14 protein-coding genes are annotated in these 17,711 nt (G+C 51.7%); 2 read left to right on the top strand and 12 right to left on the bottom strand.

All coding sequences use genetic code 11. From position 1 onward, the window contains the following. Positions 1-699: 699 nt before the first annotated feature. Both BQ5453_RS08905 and BQ5453_RS08910 read right to left on the bottom strand, forming a co-directional pair. Positions 700-2,439 (bottom strand): sensor histidine kinase, encoded by a 1,740-nt coding sequence (locus tag BQ5453_RS08905; RefSeq protein WP_071122956.1) that lies wholly within the window; start codon positions 2,437-2,439, stop codon positions 700-702. Positions 2,440-2,603: 164 nt separating this feature from the next. Further along, on the bottom strand, positions 2,604-3,278 hold the full coding sequence (locus tag BQ5453_RS08910; RefSeq protein ID WP_143033424.1) for a response regulator transcription factor: 675 nt from the start codon (positions 3,276-3,278) through the stop codon (positions 2,604-2,606). A 639-nt stretch (positions 3,279-3,917) separates the two neighbouring features. Between BQ5453_RS08910 and BQ5453_RS08915 the strand changes: the two genes are divergently transcribed. Together BQ5453_RS08915 and BQ5453_RS08920 are read left to right on the top strand one after the other, a co-directional pair. Next, complete coding sequence (locus BQ5453_RS08915; protein ID WP_071122958.1) at positions 3,918-6,182, top strand: inorganic phosphate transporter; 2,265 nt, start codon at positions 3,918-3,920, stop codon at positions 6,180-6,182. Between the two features lie 7 nt (positions 6,183-6,189). Next, complete coding sequence (locus BQ5453_RS08920; protein WP_071122959.1) at positions 6,190-7,209, top strand: porin; 1,020 nt, start codon at positions 6,190-6,192, stop codon at positions 7,207-7,209. Positions 7,210-7,529: 320 nt separating this feature from the next. Here BQ5453_RS08920 and BQ5453_RS08925 read toward each other — a convergent pair whose 3' ends face one another. The 10 genes from BQ5453_RS08925 to BQ5453_RS08970 all read right to left on the bottom strand — a co-directional run bounded on the left by BQ5453_RS08925 (position 7,530) and on the right by BQ5453_RS08970 (position 17,450). Then, positions 7,530-9,605, bottom strand: coding sequence for a GDSL-type esterase/lipase family protein (locus tag BQ5453_RS08925; protein ID WP_071122960.1), 2,076 nt, complete (start codon positions 9,603-9,605; stop codon positions 7,530-7,532). Positions 9,606-9,759: 154 nt separating this feature from the next. Then, complete coding sequence (locus tag BQ5453_RS08930; protein WP_071122961.1) at positions 9,760-10,380, bottom strand: LysO family transporter; 621 nt, start codon at positions 10,378-10,380, stop codon at positions 9,760-9,762. Next, on the bottom strand, positions 10,377-10,664 hold the full coding sequence (locus BQ5453_RS08935; protein WP_022101772.1) for a LysO family transporter: 288 nt from the start codon (positions 10,662-10,664) through the stop codon (positions 10,377-10,379). The genes BQ5453_RS08930 and BQ5453_RS08935 overlap by 4 nt, the downstream gene beginning before the upstream one ends. 41 nt (positions 10,665-10,705) lie before the next feature. After that, the gene (locus BQ5453_RS08940; RefSeq protein WP_071122962.1) at positions 10,706-12,022 is read right to left on the bottom strand and encodes an ABC transporter permease; all 1,317 of its coding nucleotides are present in this window, start codon (positions 12,020-12,022) and stop codon (positions 10,706-10,708) included. Then, the gene (locus BQ5453_RS08945) at positions 12,015-12,947 is read right to left on the bottom strand and encodes an ABC transporter ATP-binding protein (RefSeq protein ID WP_071122963.1); all 933 of its coding nucleotides are present in this window, start codon (positions 12,945-12,947) and stop codon (positions 12,015-12,017) included. Before BQ5453_RS08945 ends, BQ5453_RS08940 begins: the two co-directional genes overlap by 8 nt. A gap of 185 nt (positions 12,948-13,132) precedes the next feature. Next, a complete protein-coding gene (locus BQ5453_RS08950) occupies positions 13,133-14,032 on the bottom strand; it encodes a TraB/GumN family protein (protein WP_071122964.1) in 900 nt (299 codons plus the stop codon). A 214-nt stretch (positions 14,033-14,246) separates the two neighbouring features. After that, on the bottom strand, positions 14,247-15,029 hold the full coding sequence (locus BQ5453_RS08955; RefSeq protein ID WP_022101776.1) for a UDP-2,3-diacylglucosamine diphosphatase: 783 nt from the start codon (positions 15,027-15,029) through the stop codon (positions 14,247-14,249). Positions 15,030-15,072: 43 nt separating this feature from the next. Further along, positions 15,073-15,393 carry a metal-sulfur cluster assembly factor gene (locus tag BQ5453_RS08960; protein ID WP_022101777.1) on the bottom strand — a complete coding sequence of 107 codons (321 nt, stop codon included), beginning with the start codon at positions 15,391-15,393 and terminating at the stop codon, positions 15,073-15,075. Between the two features lie 212 nt (positions 15,394-15,605). Further along, the gene (gene radC, locus BQ5453_RS08965; protein ID WP_071122965.1) at positions 15,606-16,289 is read right to left on the bottom strand and encodes a RadC family protein; all 684 of its coding nucleotides are present in this window, start codon (positions 16,287-16,289) and stop codon (positions 15,606-15,608) included. A 147-nt stretch (positions 16,290-16,436) separates the two neighbouring features. Beyond that, positions 16,437-17,450 carry a glycosyltransferase family 2 protein gene (locus tag BQ5453_RS08970; RefSeq protein ID WP_071122966.1) on the bottom strand — a complete coding sequence of 338 codons (1,014 nt, stop codon included), beginning with the start codon at positions 17,448-17,450 and terminating at the stop codon, positions 16,437-16,439. Between the last annotated feature and the right edge of the window lie 261 nt (positions 17,451-17,711).

Raw genomic sequence — 17,711 nt, forward strand, 5'->3', positions numbered from 1 at the left:
TGGTGTGTAAGATGTTGTAGTATGGTAAAAGCCCCCAAGTGCAACTTTTTCGTCTTGGCACTTTTATAAATTATTCAAGTTTCGGCTCGCACAGTCTGAAAGGCGTTGCGAAAATACGCAAGCACTAATGGGGGCGACGCGTCCCGCGTCGGGATAGAGATAGGAGTTAAATACGAACGCTACTACTGCTAATAATAGCTGCATATTTTCCCGACGCGAGACGCGTCGCCCCCATTAGAGGTAGCGTTTGGTGGTAGCGTTTGGTGCTTGAAGAAACGCAAGCACTAATGGGGGCGACGCGTCCCTGCGGGATAGAGATAGGAGTTAAATACGAACGCTACTACTGCTAATAATAGCTGCATATTTTCCCGACGCGAGACGCGTCGCCCCCATTAGCGGTAGCGTTTGGTGGTAGCGTTTGGTGCTTGAAGAAACGCAAGCACTAATGGGGGCGACGCGTCCCTGCGGGATAGAGATAGGAGTTAAATACGAACGCTACTATTGCTAATAATAGCTGCATATTTTCCCGACGCGAGACGCGTCGCCCCCATTAGAGGTAGCGTTTATTTGTGCTTTATTTTCTCCTAACTTCGTCAATGCGTTTAATGGCACAAAAGCGATGATGTCAGGAAACGGCACGCGCTAACAGGAATAAGAACTTTCCCGTTAGCGCGTGCTCATTTCTGGTACATGTACAGCCTATCTGTGCAATGTGAACAAAAATTCCAGTCCGCCTCCCTTGCGGTTGCGTACGGATATGTCGCCGTGGTGAAACAACACCGCATTGCGTACAATAGACAGGCCGAGGCCCGTGCCGCCATTGTCGCGTGTGCGGCCTTCGGTCACGCGGTAAAAACGTTCAAACAAGCGCGGCAGATGTTCTTCGGGCACCCCCTGTCCCGTGTCGCTCACAGAGAAATAGGCAAACTCCGTCGACAGATTGTAGCATGATATGCAAATGTCCTTGCCGTTGCCGGCATAGCGCAAACTGTTCTCCATGAGGTTGCGGAAGATGGAATAAACCAGCGAGTAATTGCCGTTGATGGTAAGGTGCTCGGGCAGCGACACGTGCAGTTTCATGCCAGTGCGGTCAAACATCTCGTGCAGGTCCTCCTGTGCATCGGCCACCACGCGTGCCATGTCCACCTGTTCGCGTGGCATGAGGTCGGCAGCCTCCTCGGTTTTTGTAATGAGCGCCACATCGCGTATGAGGTCGCTCAATCGCACCACTTGTGCTTGCGCCTTTTCAAGGAAGTAGTGCTTGCGTTCATCAGAAAGACTGTCGCAGTCGAGTATGGTTTCGATGTAGCCCCTGATGCTGCTCACCGGCGTGCGCAGCTCGTGCGTGATGTTGTTGCTCATCTGCTGTTTGAGTTTGCGGCTCTTTTCAGCGCGCGTCACGTCAGCCAGCGACAGTTCAAAACTTCCGTCGCCATAGATGAGCACCTGCACGGCAAATGTGTTGCCGCCCCCCTTGGTGTTGAACTTGAACACGGGCGTCTCGTCGGCAGAGGCAGATTGCGCGCTGTTGAGTTGTAAAAACTCAAGTGCGGGCTTAAAGGCGTCGGCCTGCCAAATGGTGTTGATGTCGGGGGTGGGGTGGTCGAGCAGCACGTTGACATACTGCATAAAGCGCGGGTTACAATAGATGCGTGTGCGTGTGGGGCTGAATATGGCAATGCCCTCGTCGTAGTAATGAAAGTGGCGCTTGAGTCGTTCACGTTCAAGGTCAATTTGTTGTTTCGACTCCTCAAGCTGCTTGTATTTGCGCATGATGCCGCGGCCAATGTCGCCCAGTTCGGAGTGTGGAAAAGTAATGTGGTCGTAGTCCACCAGTCCGCGGTCGGCCGATTGCATAAAGTTGCGCAGTCCCGACACAGCCTGTCCAAAACGGTCTGAAATATAGATGAGCAACACCAATGCTATGGGGAACAGCATCAGCACAAACCACAAAAACACATTGTCCGCCTTCATGAAAGTTTGCACTGTGGCATCGTAGGGCATTGCCACACGCACAATGTAGCTATTGAAGGCCTTGGCATAGTAAAAGTATTCGCGGTGGTCGGTCTCAGACAGACGTATATCGCTACCCTCCTCATTCTTCAGTGCGGCTTGCACCTCGGGTCTTGTCAGGTGGTTGTTCATTTCGTTAATGCTGTGGTGTGTCGATTCAAATTTCACACGTCCCATGCGGCTGATAACGGTCAGTCGCAGGTCGGCAGGCATCACACGCAGAATGTAGGTGTAGCGCACCGTGTCACCACTATTTTTGTCTTGGTCAATCGTTTCGGCCACCATGTCGGCATAGCTCCGCAAGCGTGAGTCGAGCAAGTCGCGCTTGTATTGCTTTTCGCGGTTGTACTGAAACACTACCAGCAATGCCGTAAATACGGCAAACAGCAGTGTAAAGTTTAACAACAGTTTGGTTTTGTAAGTCATTTAGAGGGTGGTAGAGGGTTAGAGGGTTAGGGAGTGGAGGTAGAGGGGTTGGAGGGGTTAGAGGGTTGGATCGAAAGTTGAGGAGTTAATAACTTCGTGAGTTAGGAAACTTAGAATGCAAAGGCAATCTTTTAACCCACTAACCTCCTAACCCTCTAACCCACTTACTCTTCAAAGCAATAGCCATATCCCTGTCGGTTAGTCAGGTGGCAAGCGTCCTCGCCCAGTTTGCGTCGCACACGGGCAATGTGCACATCGATGGTGCGGTCGAGCACATAGCTGTCGCCATGCCACACCTCGGCCAGTATTTCCTCGCGCGAGAACACACGGCCCGGTTGCTTGGCCAGCATGCTGAGTATGCCAAACTCCTTGGGCGACAGTTTGATGTCCTCGCCATTGGTCTTGACCAGTTTCTTTACAAAATCGATAGTCATGCTGCCCACATGCAGTTCGGTGCGCTCGGGTTCGGTCTTGGTGCGTCGCAGCACAGCCTTGATGCGTGCCAATACCTCGTGCAGCGAAAAAGGCTTTGATATGTAGTCGTCGGCACCGGCCGAGAAACCCGTCAGCAAATCGTTCTCCGTATCTTTCGCTGTAAGGAAAATGATAGGCGTTTTAAGCTTCAGCTCGTTGCGCAGTTTGTTGGCCATGCGGTAGCCCGACATGCCCCCCATCATCACATCGAGCAATATCAAGTTGTGCTCGGGCGACAGTATGTGCAATGCTTCTTCTGCCGATTCAGCCGTGTCAACTTCGTAACCGGCATTCTCGAGGTTGCATTGCAGAATTTCGCGCAAATCAGGTTCGTCATCTACTACTAAAATCTTGTAGGTCATAATATATATAATATAGGTGTATGCGTTGGTGGAATTAGTAAACAAGTTGACAAGTTGACGGGTTCACAGGTAAGTTTGCCCGGTTTTTTAAGCTTCCTGCCATTCTGATTTTAACATAATAAGTGATGTATAGCATACTTACTTGTAAACCTGTCAACCCCTTAAATCAGCCAACTGGCAAATGGTGCTGCAATATTACGCCTTTTATCTGTACTATGTGCGCAAGGCGCTGTTAAAATTGTGTGAAGATGCGCCACCACCTGTCGCGCAATCAGTGCCTTCACACTTTCTTAACCACATTGTCACAACCTCCCAACATCGTGCCCTTACTTTTGCACTCGTAAACAAACAACTACTGAAGTTCCGGATTTAGCAAGTGCGGGCTGAAGGCCCAAGTATTTACTTAGCCCAGGGTAAGCGAAGCGGCACCCTGGGTTGATATGAACGCAAAAGTTACGCCCTGTAAGGGCAGAAGTAACAGAGCTTTTACTTTTGCCCTTACAGGGCGCGACTGCTTCAACACGCGATACCCAGGGTGCCGCTTCGCTTGCCCTGGGCTATAAAGAACATTGGGCTTTCAGCCCGCCCTTGCTAAATCCGAAACTTGAAATAACTATTTAATTCACAAAACAACAAATCTGTATGGAATGGATGTATTTGGGAATGGTCATTTTCCTCTTCATTCTTGCCGCGTTCGACCTTTGGGTAGGTGTGAGCAACGATGCGGTGAACTTTTTGAATTCGGCCATAGGGTCGAGGGCTGCCAAGTTCCGCTCGCTGGTATTTATTGCCGGCACGGGCGTGTTCTGCGGTTGCGTGCTCAGCAATGGCATGATGGACATTGCGCGTCATGGCATCTTTACACCGCAGTACTTCAGTTTTGAGGACGTGATGTACATCTACCTGGCGGTGATGGTAACCGACATTGTGTTGCTCGACATCTTCAACTCATTTGGTATGCCCACCTCCACCACCGTATCGATGGTGTTCGAACTGTTGGGTGCAGCTTTTGCCTTTACCATGCTCAAAATGGCAGGTGGCGACGGCACACTGCTTATGGGCGATTACCTCAACACCTCTAAAGCACTTGAGGTGATATTGGGTATATTCCTGAGTGTGCCAATAGCTTTTGTGTTCGGTTCGCTCATTCAGTATATCACGCGTATCATATTCAGCTTCAGCATAACCAAGAACCTGCGCTTCAAGATTGGCATTTTCGGTGGTGTAGCCATCACAGCCATACTTTACTTCATGCTGTTCAAGGGCTTGAAGGACCTCTCCTTCATGAATGCCGATGTAAAGGCTTTCCTCAACGAACACATCTTGGCCATATTGGGCATGACGTTTGTAATTGCCACCATCGTGATGCAGATATTGCATGTGTTCAAGGTCAATGTGTTCCGCGTCATTGTGCTGATTGGTACATTTGCCCTGGCCACAGCCTTTGCAGGCAATGACCTTGTAAACTTTATTGGTGTGCCTCTGGCAGGTTTTAGCGCCTACACCGACTTCTCGGCCAACGCCGCTGGTGCCTCGCCCGACTCGTTCATGATGACATCGCTCGGCAGTTCGGCCCACACCCCCGTTTACTTCCTGGTAGCCGCCGGCGCCATCATGGTGTTTGCCCTTGCCACCTCAAAGAAGGCACGCAAGGTGACCGAGACCGAGGTTGGTCTCTCGCGCAAAAACGAGGGTGACGAAATGTTTGGCTCGTCAAAGGTGGCCCGCAGCCTGGTGCGTTGGGGCAACTCAATAGGCAATGCCGTGGCTAACGTAACCCCACCCAGTGTGGCACGCTACATTGACCGCCGTTTTCAAGTGCCCGCCGAGGCCGTTGACAATCAGGCCGCATACGACATGTGCCGTGCTTCGGTCAACCTCGTTGTGTCGTCGTTGCTCATAGCACTTGGCACCTCGCTCAAGTTGCCCCTGTCAACCACGTTCGTCACCTTCATGGTAGCCATGGGTTCGTCATTGGCCGACCGTGCTTGGGGACGCGAAACAGCCGTGTTCCGCATTACAGGTGTGCTCACCGTTATTGGTGGTTGGTTCATCACCGCAGGTGTGGCATTCACCGCTTGTTTCCTTGTGGCCATGGCCATGAACTTTGGCGGTGTGGTGGCAGTAGTCATTATTGTAGCAGCTGGCATTTACAGCATTATTCACAGCCAGCAGCGTTTTGCCCGCAAGCAAAAGGAGGTGACCGAGGGCGATGTGCTCTTCCAACAGATGATCAGCACCACCGACCATACAGCCATTGTGCCCATGCTCTCGCGCCACATTGGTATGAGCACTGCCGACATGCTGCACAAGTATGCCGAGGCACTTACCACATCAACCGACGGACTCTTTGCCGAGCAATTACGCCCCATGCGCACAGCATTGCGCAGACTGGCCAAGATCAAGCGCGAACTGAAGAGCCTGCGCCGTCGCGAAACCATCTGCTTGCGTCGTGTGGAGCCGCCTGTGTCGGCTGTGCGCCTGAGCACCAATTTCCACCTCATTCACAACTCGCTGCGCCAGATGCTTTATGGCATAATACGCATAGCCGAACCAGCTCACGAGCATGTTGATAACAACTTCAGCCCGGTTGACGCCATCATGGCTGAGCGTTTTTGCAAACTGCGCAACGAGGTGACCAACTTGATGCTCGTAGTGGCTGACAACCTGCGCAACCAGCGTGGCGGTGATAACGATGCCCTTGTGCCGCAGTGCAATAAACTCGAGGCAGAGGCTTGTGCCTACAACGAATATGTGGGTGTGGCCATGCAGACCGAAGGCTACAATCTTAACTCGCTCACGCTCATGTTACACCTTGGACAGGAAATGCAGCAAATCATGGTCGAACTCCGACAAATGATTGAGAGTGGCAAAGCTTATCGCGAAATGACAAATATCAAGGCATAACGTATATATGAAACGCTTACAACTCCTGGCCGCAGCCTGTGTCATGACAGTGGGCATGGCGGCTCAAACAGACTCAACCAAAGTGGGCCGCAAATCGTGGCTGCCGCACGTGAGCGGAACGATACGCGGCAAGGTGGAATATCAAACCAACGAAAAGGAAAGTCGCTTTGAGGTGCGCACCGCACGTGTGGCCCTGGATGGCTTCATTACCCCAATGGTTGATTACAAGGCTGAGATTGACCTCTCCGATGAGGGGCAAATCAAGATGCTCGATGCTTATGCAGGCGTGTTGCCTTGCCAGGGGCTCGATTTGCGCATCGGACAGATGCGTGTGCCCTTCAGCATTGATGCGCACCGCTCACCGCACAAACAGTATTTTGCCAACCGCTCTTTCATAGCCAAGCAGGTGGGCAATGTGCGCGATGTGGGTTTTTATGTGGGTTACACGTTGCCCAATGTGCCATTGGTTGTTGAGGTAGGAGCCTTTAACGGTTCGGGACTGACCAACCAAAAGAATTATTGGACAAAGGAGTTTAACTTCTCGGCCAAGGCACAGTATACCTTGCCGTTCGGCCTGACGCTGCAAGCCTCGGTGCAAAAGATATCACCCAACGGCATCAAAACGTATTTGTACGACGGCGGCGCCACGCTGCAAAGCGGGCGTTTCATGCTCGAGGCAGAATATCTGTGCAAGCATTATGAGCATAAGGCTTTTAACGATGTGAACGCTTTCGATGCCTTTGTGTGCTACGACCAGCCATTGCCAAAGGTGTTCCGCAAGATGAGTTTCCTCTGTCGCTACGACATGATGGACAACCATTCAGACGGCACACTGACTGATGAGGGTAAACTAAAACTGACTGATGCGCACCGTCACCGCGTGACAGGCGGCATCACCTTGAGCATGGCCAAAAAGATGAATGCCGACATCAGACTGAACTACGAGAAGTATTTCTATGATGACATCTCGTTGGCAAAGACCTCAGAGCGTGACAAGGTGGTGGCCGAATTGGTTGTACACTTTTGATGCGGCGGTTATTTGTATAGCTGTTACTAACGGCACGGTGTAAACGAGTGCAGACAAAATGCAATGGAAGATGGGAGTGCATACAGCACACCACATCTTTTCAAAGCATTTTGTCTGCACTTTGTCTTTTTATTATTGTTGCTTGGTAAAACGTAAAAATGCGAACAAACTCAAGCATCAAACGCTAACACTAATGGGGGCGACGCGTCCCGCGTCGGGATATTTTCAGCAGCCTCGTCCCGCGTTCAAGGCATTTCTTAGCAGCCTCGTCCCCATTAGAGCGTAATGCTTTGGCACAACAGTTCTTTACCCCACACACCTCAAAATTGCTCGTCGCGGAATGTAGAGGCCGGCAACCCTGCGTCATTTACAAGATTGGCGCGTGTGAAAGGTTGCCAACCATAGCGCACGGCTTTGATTTGTTTCACCTCGGGGCAGTTTAGCACGATGCACTCCTCGCCCTGTGGTTTGGCCTTGGCCTTGTGGTAGATGCCATCGGCACCGGCAACTTCAAACCCCATGAGTGTAGTGCCGTTGGCGGGGTGCATGTTTTCGGCATCGGCAAAGCGCAGTGTGGCCTGGCTGCCGTTGGCTGTAAACGACAGATAGCGTGGGCCGCTGCCGGTAAGGTGGTAGTTGTAGGTGTGGCAGAGTGCAGACAATGCCAGGCGCTGTGCCACTTCAAATTTACGTGTGGGGTGCACATCGAGCGAATCGCCCAAGTCGGAACTTACTGCCATGTAGGTGTGGGGCAGGGTTTCGGACATGCGGCGCTGGCTGTCGCGGAAGTATGGCCACGAGGGGCGTGTGCCGATTGACGAGAGTTGCACGAAGTAGAAGGGGAGGTCGGTGCGGCCGAAAAATTTGCGCCAGCTCTTTTCTAACAATGGGAAAAGGCGTTCGTGCACCTCTACATTGTCGGCGTTCGACTCGCCCTGGTACCACAATACACCGCGCAGCCCGTAGCCTTGCAGTGGCAATATGCCACTCTCAAACAAATAGGCCGGCTCGTAGGGGTGACGCTGCAGTGCAGATGTTGCCTTGCTCGTGTTGGTAGTGGCGCGTTCGCGCACCCAGCGCATGATGTTGTCGTTCTGTTTCCAGTTGCGCAATATGGCAGGGAAATCCTCCTCGAGTGTGCTGCGGTCAATCCAGTCCTCGCAGCCCGAACCGCCCACCGCATTCGAGATAATGCCCACATGGCACCCCAGGTTGTAGGCCAATATGCGCCCGTAGTTGTAGGCTATTGACGAGAAATTGCGCACAAGTTGTGCGTTGGAGCGTTCCCAATGTCCAGGTTGTATGTAAAGCAGTTTGTTGACAGAGTCAAGTCGTGCAGAGTCCCAAGCCATGTTGTAGGTAGGTACGATGCTTGCCATGTTGTACAGGTGCAGAAGCGAGCAAGTGTCGGCGGCGGCCAGGTCGGCTTTGGCCGTGCTTGTGCGGGGTACGACAAGCTCCATGTTTGACTGTCCGGAGCAAAGCCATACCTCACCCACCCAAACATCATTGAATGTGTGCTTGCCGCTTGGGGCTTTGATGCTGAGGGTGTAGGGGCCGCCAGCCTGTTCGGCAGGCAGTGAGACGGCCCATTTGCCAAACTGGTTGGCTATGGCCTCGGCTTTTGTGCCATGAAAGTTGATGCTGATGTGTTCGCCAGCATTGGCGGTGCCTTGCAGATTGATGGGCTGCTGGCGCTGAATGACCATGCCGTTGCCGTAGGTGGGGGGCAGCTGCAGTCCGCCATAGTTGCCGGTGATGCCGCTGTAAACGGTGCGGGCCAGAATGTGGGCACCTTCGGGGTCGGGGTGTAAGGCGTCGGGAAATAGGTTGGGAAATTTGTGCAGGGGCGTGTAGAGGTCGATGAGCCCAACATTATAGGTGCTGGCAATTTGGCGTATGCGTTGCTGAATGTAGCTGTGCCACAACCTGGTGCCGCTGTCAAAGCGAGGGTGGTCGTGAAAGATGGGCGTCATCAGGCATATCCAGATTTTGGCTTTGGGGTTGGCCACACGGAATGAGTCAATCAGGGCACGGTAGTCGGACACGAAGTCGTCGCCATGCTGGGGCCAATCGCGTGGGTCGGTATCGTTGAGGCCAAGGTGGATTACCACCATGTCGGGTTTGAAGGCCAAGGCGTCTTTGAACTCGGACAACTGCATGTAGGGGTTATGCCCTTTGTTGAGCAGCGTGGCACCACTGTGCCCAAAGTTGCGCACATCGTAGCCGTTGCCCAACATCTGTTGCAGGCGCACGGGGTAGGCTTGCGTCTTACGGTCGGGCAGTTTGTAGCCAAATGTCACACTGTTGCCCACACAGGCCACCTTGATGGGCGTGAGGCTGAACAGCGGTAGTGAAATAAAAAGTAGTAGTAAGGAAAGAAGTGGGTTTTTCATAAGTCTGTTGTATATTGGCGGGTTGACTGGTTGGCGGGTTGACTGGTTGACGAGTTAACGGGTAAGTTTGCCCTATATATCTATTGTGCTAAAGATTGTATGAGCTTGACAAACTTACTCGTCAACCTGTTAACCTGTCACCCCGTCAACCAGTTTACAATTCGCACAAAAATGGTACGAGCAGTGGCACGCTCATGTCTATCAGCATGCCGTGGAAAAGGGCTATTGGCACCATATCCTTGCCACACGTGCGGGTTATGGCCGGCAGGCATACGTCGACCGAGGTAACCCCCGCAGCAGTCACTGTGGCAAGCGGCCCGAATATTTTGTGAATGAGCGGGGCGCAGATGAGAGCTGTCATTTCGCGACAGATGTTGGCCAACAGTGCAATGGTGCCCAGCTCCGCTGCTACTTGCTGGCCAAGGGTAGGCACTTTGAGCTGTGTGATGAGTATGGACGAGAGTGAATAGTAGCCCATGCCGCTGCCCACAGCCATGCAGTCTGTCACGCGCCATTGCACGAGTGCCACACTAATGATGGCCGAGAACAACAGGGTGCCGCTGATGGTGGCCAGTGGCAACAGCAGCATTTTGGGTTTGAAGTTGCGCAATATGGCTTTGAGATTGGGACTACAACCTATGCTCAGTCCCACTTGGAACATGAGGGCATAGAGTATCATCATCGACACGTTGTGAAGGTCCCAGTTTAGGGCGTATATGTCGCCAATGATGCACCCCAGCACAAACATCATGATTACGATAATGCTTTGTTTCATGCGGCGCGTTCCTCCTGTTTTGACTTTAAGACATATTTGTATAGCGCCCAGCCGCTAATGGCGCTTCCCAATATGCTGGCAAGGCTGATGAGTAGTGCCTGGCTGCCGTAGCTCCACAGGTTGCTGACGATGAGGCGGTTTTCGCCCACGGAGAGTCCGAGTACAAAGAGCATGAAGCAAATGGTGATGGTAATGGTGCTGTTGACGTGTTGCAATCCTTTCCAACGTCGTAACCCAAATCCGGCTACGACGCCGCAAAGGGCTATCATTATAATTGAAAACATACGTTTGTTAATGTGTTGTGCTAATGTGCTAATGTGGCGCGCTATTTGTACCGCATCCACTTAATCATCTCCTTGATGCTTGGCTTTTTGCCGTACATCAAGATGCCGACGCGGTAAATGCGTGCGCTGCACCAGATGAAGAACAACGCCGTGGCGTAGAGAATGACGAGCGAAAGTACCTCCTCCCAAAGTGGTACGTTGAAGGGTATGCGCACCATCATGACGATGGGCGAGGTAAGGGGGAATACTGACGCCCAGAAGGCCAGGGGACCATTGGTGTTTTCGGCTGAACCCATGGCGGCGTACAAGCCAAATACCATGATGAGGACAATGGGCATCATGAATTGTGATGAGTCCTCTTGCTCATTGACCGATGCGCCAATGGCGGCAAAGAACGAGGCATAGAGCAGATAGCCGCCAATGAAGTAGAGAACAAAGCAAACTCCCAATTCGGCGTATGGCAGATTGAGCAGTGCTGTGAGCATCTCTTGTGTCTCGCTTGGCGCGGCACTCATGGCTTGTGCTGACGGTGTGGCCATGGCCATGCTCGATGTTTGCATCATGTCGGCATTTGACACACCAAAGGCCATGCTGGCACCGGTGAGAATGACCGCCAACATGACGCCCCAAATGGCGAGTTGTACAAAGCCGACGAGCGAGATGCCTACAATCTTGCCCATCATGAGCTGGAAGGGCTTGACACTCGACACCATCAGTTCGACTATGCGGTTGGTTTTCTCCTCCATCACACTCTGCATGACCATGCCGCCATACGACATGACAAACATGTAGATGAGGAAGGTGAACACAAAACCGGCAGCAATGGCAAAGGCTGTGTTTGACGATGAGGTGTCGCCATCAGCATTGCGCTTCATGGTGTTGATGGTGATTTGACTCTGCACATCGTCGATGATTTTGTCGAGGCCGGTGATGCCTGTGGCTTCGAGCTTGTCGTGGCGCACTTGCTCGTTGATGACATTCTCAACATACGACAACAAGCCAGCAGGCACCTCGTTGCGAGAGTAGATGGTGGCAGCTTTGGGGTTGGTAGCCAAATCGGCACGAATGTCAACCACTGCCTCGTAGCTGGTGGTGTCGGCATATAGCGTGCGGTCGTCGGCATTGGCTATGGGTACGAAACGGTAGGTTTGGTCGTTCTTGAACAGTCCCACATATTTGCCCGTTTTGTCGGCCACGGCCACGGTCTTTTGATTGTTGTCCTTGATGCTTGCCAGCCAAATTGGCACAAATACCAATGCTGCGAATATGAAGGGCATGAGTATGGTGAGAATGACGAAAGACTTTTTCTTGACGCGCGTCATAAACTCACGCTGTACAACGAGTAGAAATTTATTCATGATGGACGGGAGGTGTGGCGGGTTGAACGGTCTGTAAAAATATCTCTTGCATCGTGGGCATTTGCTCGCTGATGGAGCGCGGGCTGATTTGTGCGGCCACGGCAGCAAACAGTTGGCTGTTGTCGGCATCGGCGGTCTTGCTCAGTGTGTAGTGGTGCAGACCAGCGTGCTGTGTGTGCGCGTTGATGGTGAAGATGTTGGGCGTGTTGTGAAGTGTGGCGTCGCGTGAGGTGACTTCGTACACCCCTGTGCGGAAACGCTCCTTGATGCTGTGTACATCGCCCGACAACACTACTTGTGAGTGATTGATCAAGGCTATTTCGTCGCACACCTCTTCAACCGAGGCCATGTTGTGTGTGCTGAATATGACGGTATGTCCTTTGTCGCGCAGAGCCAATATCTCATTTTTGAGCATTTCGGCATTTACGGGGTCGAAGCCCGAAAATGGTTCGTCGAATATGAGCAATGGCGGCTCGTGCAGCACGGTAATGATAAATTGCACTTTTTGCTGCATGCCCTTTGACAGTTCTTCGAGCTTTTTGTTCCACCACGGCATGATGCCGAATTTCTCGAACCATGTTTTGAGGCGTACTATGGCTTCGCTCTTAGGTAAGCCTTTGAGCTGGGCCAGATAGATGGCTTGCTCGCCGACTTTCATCTTTTTGTAAAGGCCGCGTTCCTCGGGCAGGTAGCCAATGCGCATGACATCATCGGCACTGAAGGTGTGGCCGTCAAACAACACCTCGCCGCTGTCGGGTGCTGTGATGCGGTTGATAATGCGTATAAGAGTGGTCTTGCCCGCACCATTGGGGCCTAACAGTCCGAACACTTTGCCGTGTGGCACACTGATGCTCACATCGTTGAGGGCGGTGTGGGCAGCATAGCGTTTGACAATGTGGTTGGCTTGCAGAAAGAAGTCGTTCATGTTTGTGTGAGTGTATGGGGGTGATCGGTTGACGCGTTAACAAGTTGACGGGCTGACGGGGTGAGAGGTTGACGGGTAAGTTAAATATATTCTTTCCGACCTTCAGCACAATATGATAGGCCAGAACAAACTTACCCGTTAACCCGTTAACCCGTTAACCTGTCAACTTGTAACCCCGAGTCCTGTTATTTACTGATAGGGGTGACGGTATAACCGGCGTCCTTGAGTAGTTGTAGCAAGCCGCGTGGACCTGGCAGGTGGGCTGCGCCTACGGCAACCAGTGTGCTGCGCTGTGACATGATATTGGGTAGCGCTTTGGCCCAGTTGGCATTGCGTGTGTAAATCAGTGCGTTCTCCTCGGCAGGCGTCATGTCGCAAGTGTTGTGCAATTTCTCCTCGTAGATTTGTTGTATCGCATTCATGTCCTCGGCATAAAACGCCTTGATGGTGCGTTTGAGCAATTCGGTTTGGTAGTCGTAGTTGTCTACCAGACACATGAGCTGCTCAATCTGTCGTGGCATGGGTGTGCTGAACAGCACTTTCATCTGATAGTCGAGCGTCTCGAGTCCGCCTACCGCCTTGTTTTGCTTTTTTGCTTCGTTTTGGAAATATGTGTCGAACTGTTCGTTGGGATTAAAGCCCTCTTCCAGCTTCATGCACATCAGCACTTGAATTTGTGTGTTGAGAGCGGCCGGCGTCATCTGTTTCATGGGTTCAAGAAACGGATTGCTGAGGTCTGCGCCCAGTAACTTCGTCATAAAAGCATTGAGCCTTGCCAGTTGGTCGGCAGTAAGCAGGCTGTCGAGTGTTTGGCCTTTTGGCAGCATCATGGTGCTTTGCATGCCCTGCATGGCTTGTGTGTCGAGTTGGCTCATGTTGAGTTCGCCATACACCTGCTCGCAGGCATTGAGGGCGTCGTGCAACCCTTTGACGGAGTTGGCGAAACTGGTGTTGGCCAGGTGGTACGTGCCCATTATGTATGATGGTTTGGCAAGGTCGTTGCCGGTAACCTTCCATAGTAGTTGTGCCTGAACGTTGACAAAAGCTGCCAGGCAGGCCATCAGTGCGATGAGTGTGCGTTTCATGTCTATGTTTGTTCTTTATACGCGTTGGCGGAATTAGTAAACAAGTTGACAAGTTAACGGGTTAACAGGTAAGTTTGTCAAACTTTTTAAGCTTCTTACCATTATGACTTTAATATAATAAATAGAGTATAGCATACTTACTTGTTAACCTGTCAACTTGTTAACTCGTTAACCTGAAATTCTTTGCCGTTTATTGATTTTGCTGTGTGGAAGGTCAGTTGATGGTTTCGCCTTCCATAAAATTCTCCATGAACATGTGTTCGCCATCAAACACGGCGTATGAGAATAGTGTAATCCAATCGCCAAGAATGAGCAGACGGCTTGTTCGTGAGAGCATGAGGTCGAGCTCGATGTGGCGGTGGCCAAACACGAAGTAGTTGATGTCGGGGTGGGTTTTGAGATAGTCTTTGGCAAATAATACCAATGACTCGTTGTTTTCGCCTTGGTAGGGTGGCTCTTTTCCGTCCTCGCGTTTCAGGCGTGAGCGTCGTGCCCATTCCAAGCCAAAGGCCATGCCCCAGCGTGGGTGCAGAGCCGAGAACAAGCGCTGGCATGTGGCATTGTGAAAGATGGCACGCAGAAACTTGAACTTCTTGTCGTCTGTGCCCAGTCCGTCGCCGTGTGACAGATAAAATGTTTGTCCGTGCAGTTCAACCACCTCGCTGTGGGGGTGAAGTATCATGCCGCATTCTTTTTCAAAATAGTCGTGCTGCCACAAGTCGTGGTTGCCATAAAAGAAGTGCACCTCCACACCAAGGTCGGTCAGTTCGCTGATTTTTCCTAACAAGCGTGTGTAGCCCTTGGGTACGGCGGTTTTGTATTCGTACCAAAAGTCGAAGATGTCGCCCAACAGGTAGACGGCCTCGGCCTTGTGCTTGATGCTGTCGAGGAAATTGACCAATCGGCGCTCCTGCATGCGTGGGTGTGCAATGGCCAGACTGCCCAGATGTGCGTCTGACAGGAAGTAGATGTTATGTGGTTTCGTGTCGTTGCTCATAAGTAAAAATCAGGTTGGAAAAACAAAAGCGTGCCCTGGGGGGTTACATAAACCCTAACTCGAGTTTGGCCTCTTCGGTCATCATGTCCTTGTCCCATTCGGGCTCGAACACCAAATTTACCTTGGCGTCTTTGATGCCTGTTATGCCATCGAGCTTGGTGCGCACGTCCTCCACAATAAAGTCGGCTGCGGGGCAGTTGGGGGCGGTGAGTGTCATGTCAAGCTCGAGTATGCCGTCGTCGTGCAGGTCGATGCGGTATATCAGGCCCAGATTGTAGATGTCGACGGGAATTTCGGGGTCGTAAACCGTTTTGAGCACTTCGACAATGCGCTCCTCTATTTTAAGCTTTTCTTCGGGTGTCATATTTTGTAGTTGTGTTGTTAATGCGTTGGCGGAATTAGTAAACAAGTAAACAAGTTGACAAGTTAACGGGTTAACAGGTAAGTTTGCCAGCTTCTCAGCAGTCTTACTTATAATAAGTAGTGTATGGCATACTTACCTGTTGACTTGTAAACTTGTTACCCTGTTAACCAAGAAATCCACCAGCGGGTGTCGTTATGTTTGTTCAGTTCAGTCTAAAGGCGTCCCTCGTCCTGGTAACTATAATAGCCATCGTTGGTCACAATAACGTGGTCGATGAGCGTAATGTCCAGCAGTTTGGCAGCCTGTTTTACCTTGTCGGTCAGTCGGTCATCTTCGCGGCTGGGGCGTAAATTGCCCGAGGGGTGATTGTGGGCAAGGGCAATGTTAGTGGCATTGGCCAGAAGCGCCTCTTTCAACACCATGCGTATGTCAACTACAGTGCCTGTTATGCCGCCGCGGCTCATTAAGCGTGAGCCTAATATTTGCAACCGTTGGTTGAGCAACAGTATGTGACTCTCCTCGTGTGGCAGGTCGCACATGATAGGGCGCATATAGGCGTAGATGTCGTTGGCGCTGTTAACAATCTTCCGTTGGTCGGGTTCGGCAGCCCGCCGTTTGCCCACCTCGCACGCTGCCAGTATGGTAATGGCTTTGGCTGGCCCTACGCCTTTGTATTGGCACAATTCGGCAATGGACTTGCGGCCGAGCAGTGTGAGACTTCCGTTGCAGTCGCCCAAAATGCGTTGCATCAGTGTTACGGCATTCTCGTTTGTATTGCCCGACCCTATGAGTATGGCCAATAGTTCGGAGGTGGAGAGCGCTGAAGCGCCTTGTGCCTCGAACTTTTCGCGTGGCCGGTCGTCAAGGGCCAAATCGGTGATGTTGAGCTTTGCCATGAAGTGGGGTAGAAGTGTGTGAAAGGGAGATTTATGCGGCGAAGAAGGCTCGAAGCATGATGGAGCCTATTATTAAAAATGCGCCCTTTTCCTGCGTTGCCTGTTGCTGCTGGCTATGCAGGTTTGAGCCTCCTGCTTGATAAAAATCTATTTGTAGAAGTTGTTTCGGAATGCGTCAAACTCGCCTTTGCCCAACACGCAGCGGCGCCACCATGCGCGCCAAAAGCCTGAGCCATAGCCCCAAAGTTGGATAAAGGAAGCTGCCACGGCACGAATCCCTACGCCAAAACTGCGTTCTGCGCGTGTGGCATCGGCGCAGATGATGATGGCAAACAGTGCAAAGGGCAGCAGCATGACCCACCAATGTGGACAGCCACAAATGGCTGCGATGACGGCCAGCACAATAAGCAGGGCACAACCGGCTGTGAATATGGCCGGCAGAGTGTGTACCAGCTTGAGTGTGCCGGGGTGGCGTTTTGACAGATTGATGCGTGCAATGCCCGAGTTGTGTACTTGCTTGAAAAACTTTTTCAGGTCTGTGCGGCGCTTGTGCCACACCCATGCCTCGGGGAACAGACGGCAACTGTGGCCGCCCTCGAATATGCGGGTGGAGAAGTCAATGTCTTCGCCAAAACGCATCTCGCTAAAGCCGTTGAGCGCATTGTATACCTCGCGGCGCACGCCCATGTTGAATGAGCGCGGGTAGAATTTGTCCATCTTCTTTTTGCCCCCACGTATGCCGCCTGTGGTAAAGAACGATGTCATGGCGTAGTTGATGGCCTTTTGTGTGGGGCTGAAATCCTTGTGGGCACGGTCGGGCCCGCCAAAGGCATCGCATGGGTTGGCAGTGAGCTCGGCATCGACTGCGGCCAGATAGCCGGGGGGCAGCACCACGTCGGAGTCGAGTATCAGTACATATTCACCCGTGGCGCGTTGCACGCCATAGTTGCGTGTCTGTCCTGGGCCAGAGTTGGGCTTGTTATAATAATGTATGGCCAGTTGGCTGGCATAGCGTGCCACCACGTCTTGACAGGGTAGGGTAGACCCGTCCTCTACCACCAACACATCAAAATCTTTCAGTGTTTGTGTGGTAAGGCTTTGCAAAAGTTCGTCCACCTCGTTGGGGCGGTTGAATACGGGTATGATAAATGAGTACTTCATGTAGGCAAAGGTAATAAAATTAAATGATAAGTAGGTGTTCAAAATTATTTTTACATTGAAAGTGCGTTATCGGGGTGCAGATGTTTCCTTCGGATGAGGGAGCATAGCGGGCTATGTGACCGAGGCCGAAGGGAACAGATGTACCTCGAGAATGTGCTTTCAATGTGAAAATGACACCTACTGATTATATAAAATAATTTTGAACACCTACTTAATATGTACTTTTGTGCTGCAAATGTCACCATGCCTCCTCCTACAGTG

The organism is Prevotellamassilia timonensis (assembly GCF_900106785.1).
GTDB lineage: Bacteria > Bacteroidota > Bacteroidia > Bacteroidales > Bacteroidaceae > Alloprevotella > Alloprevotella timonensis.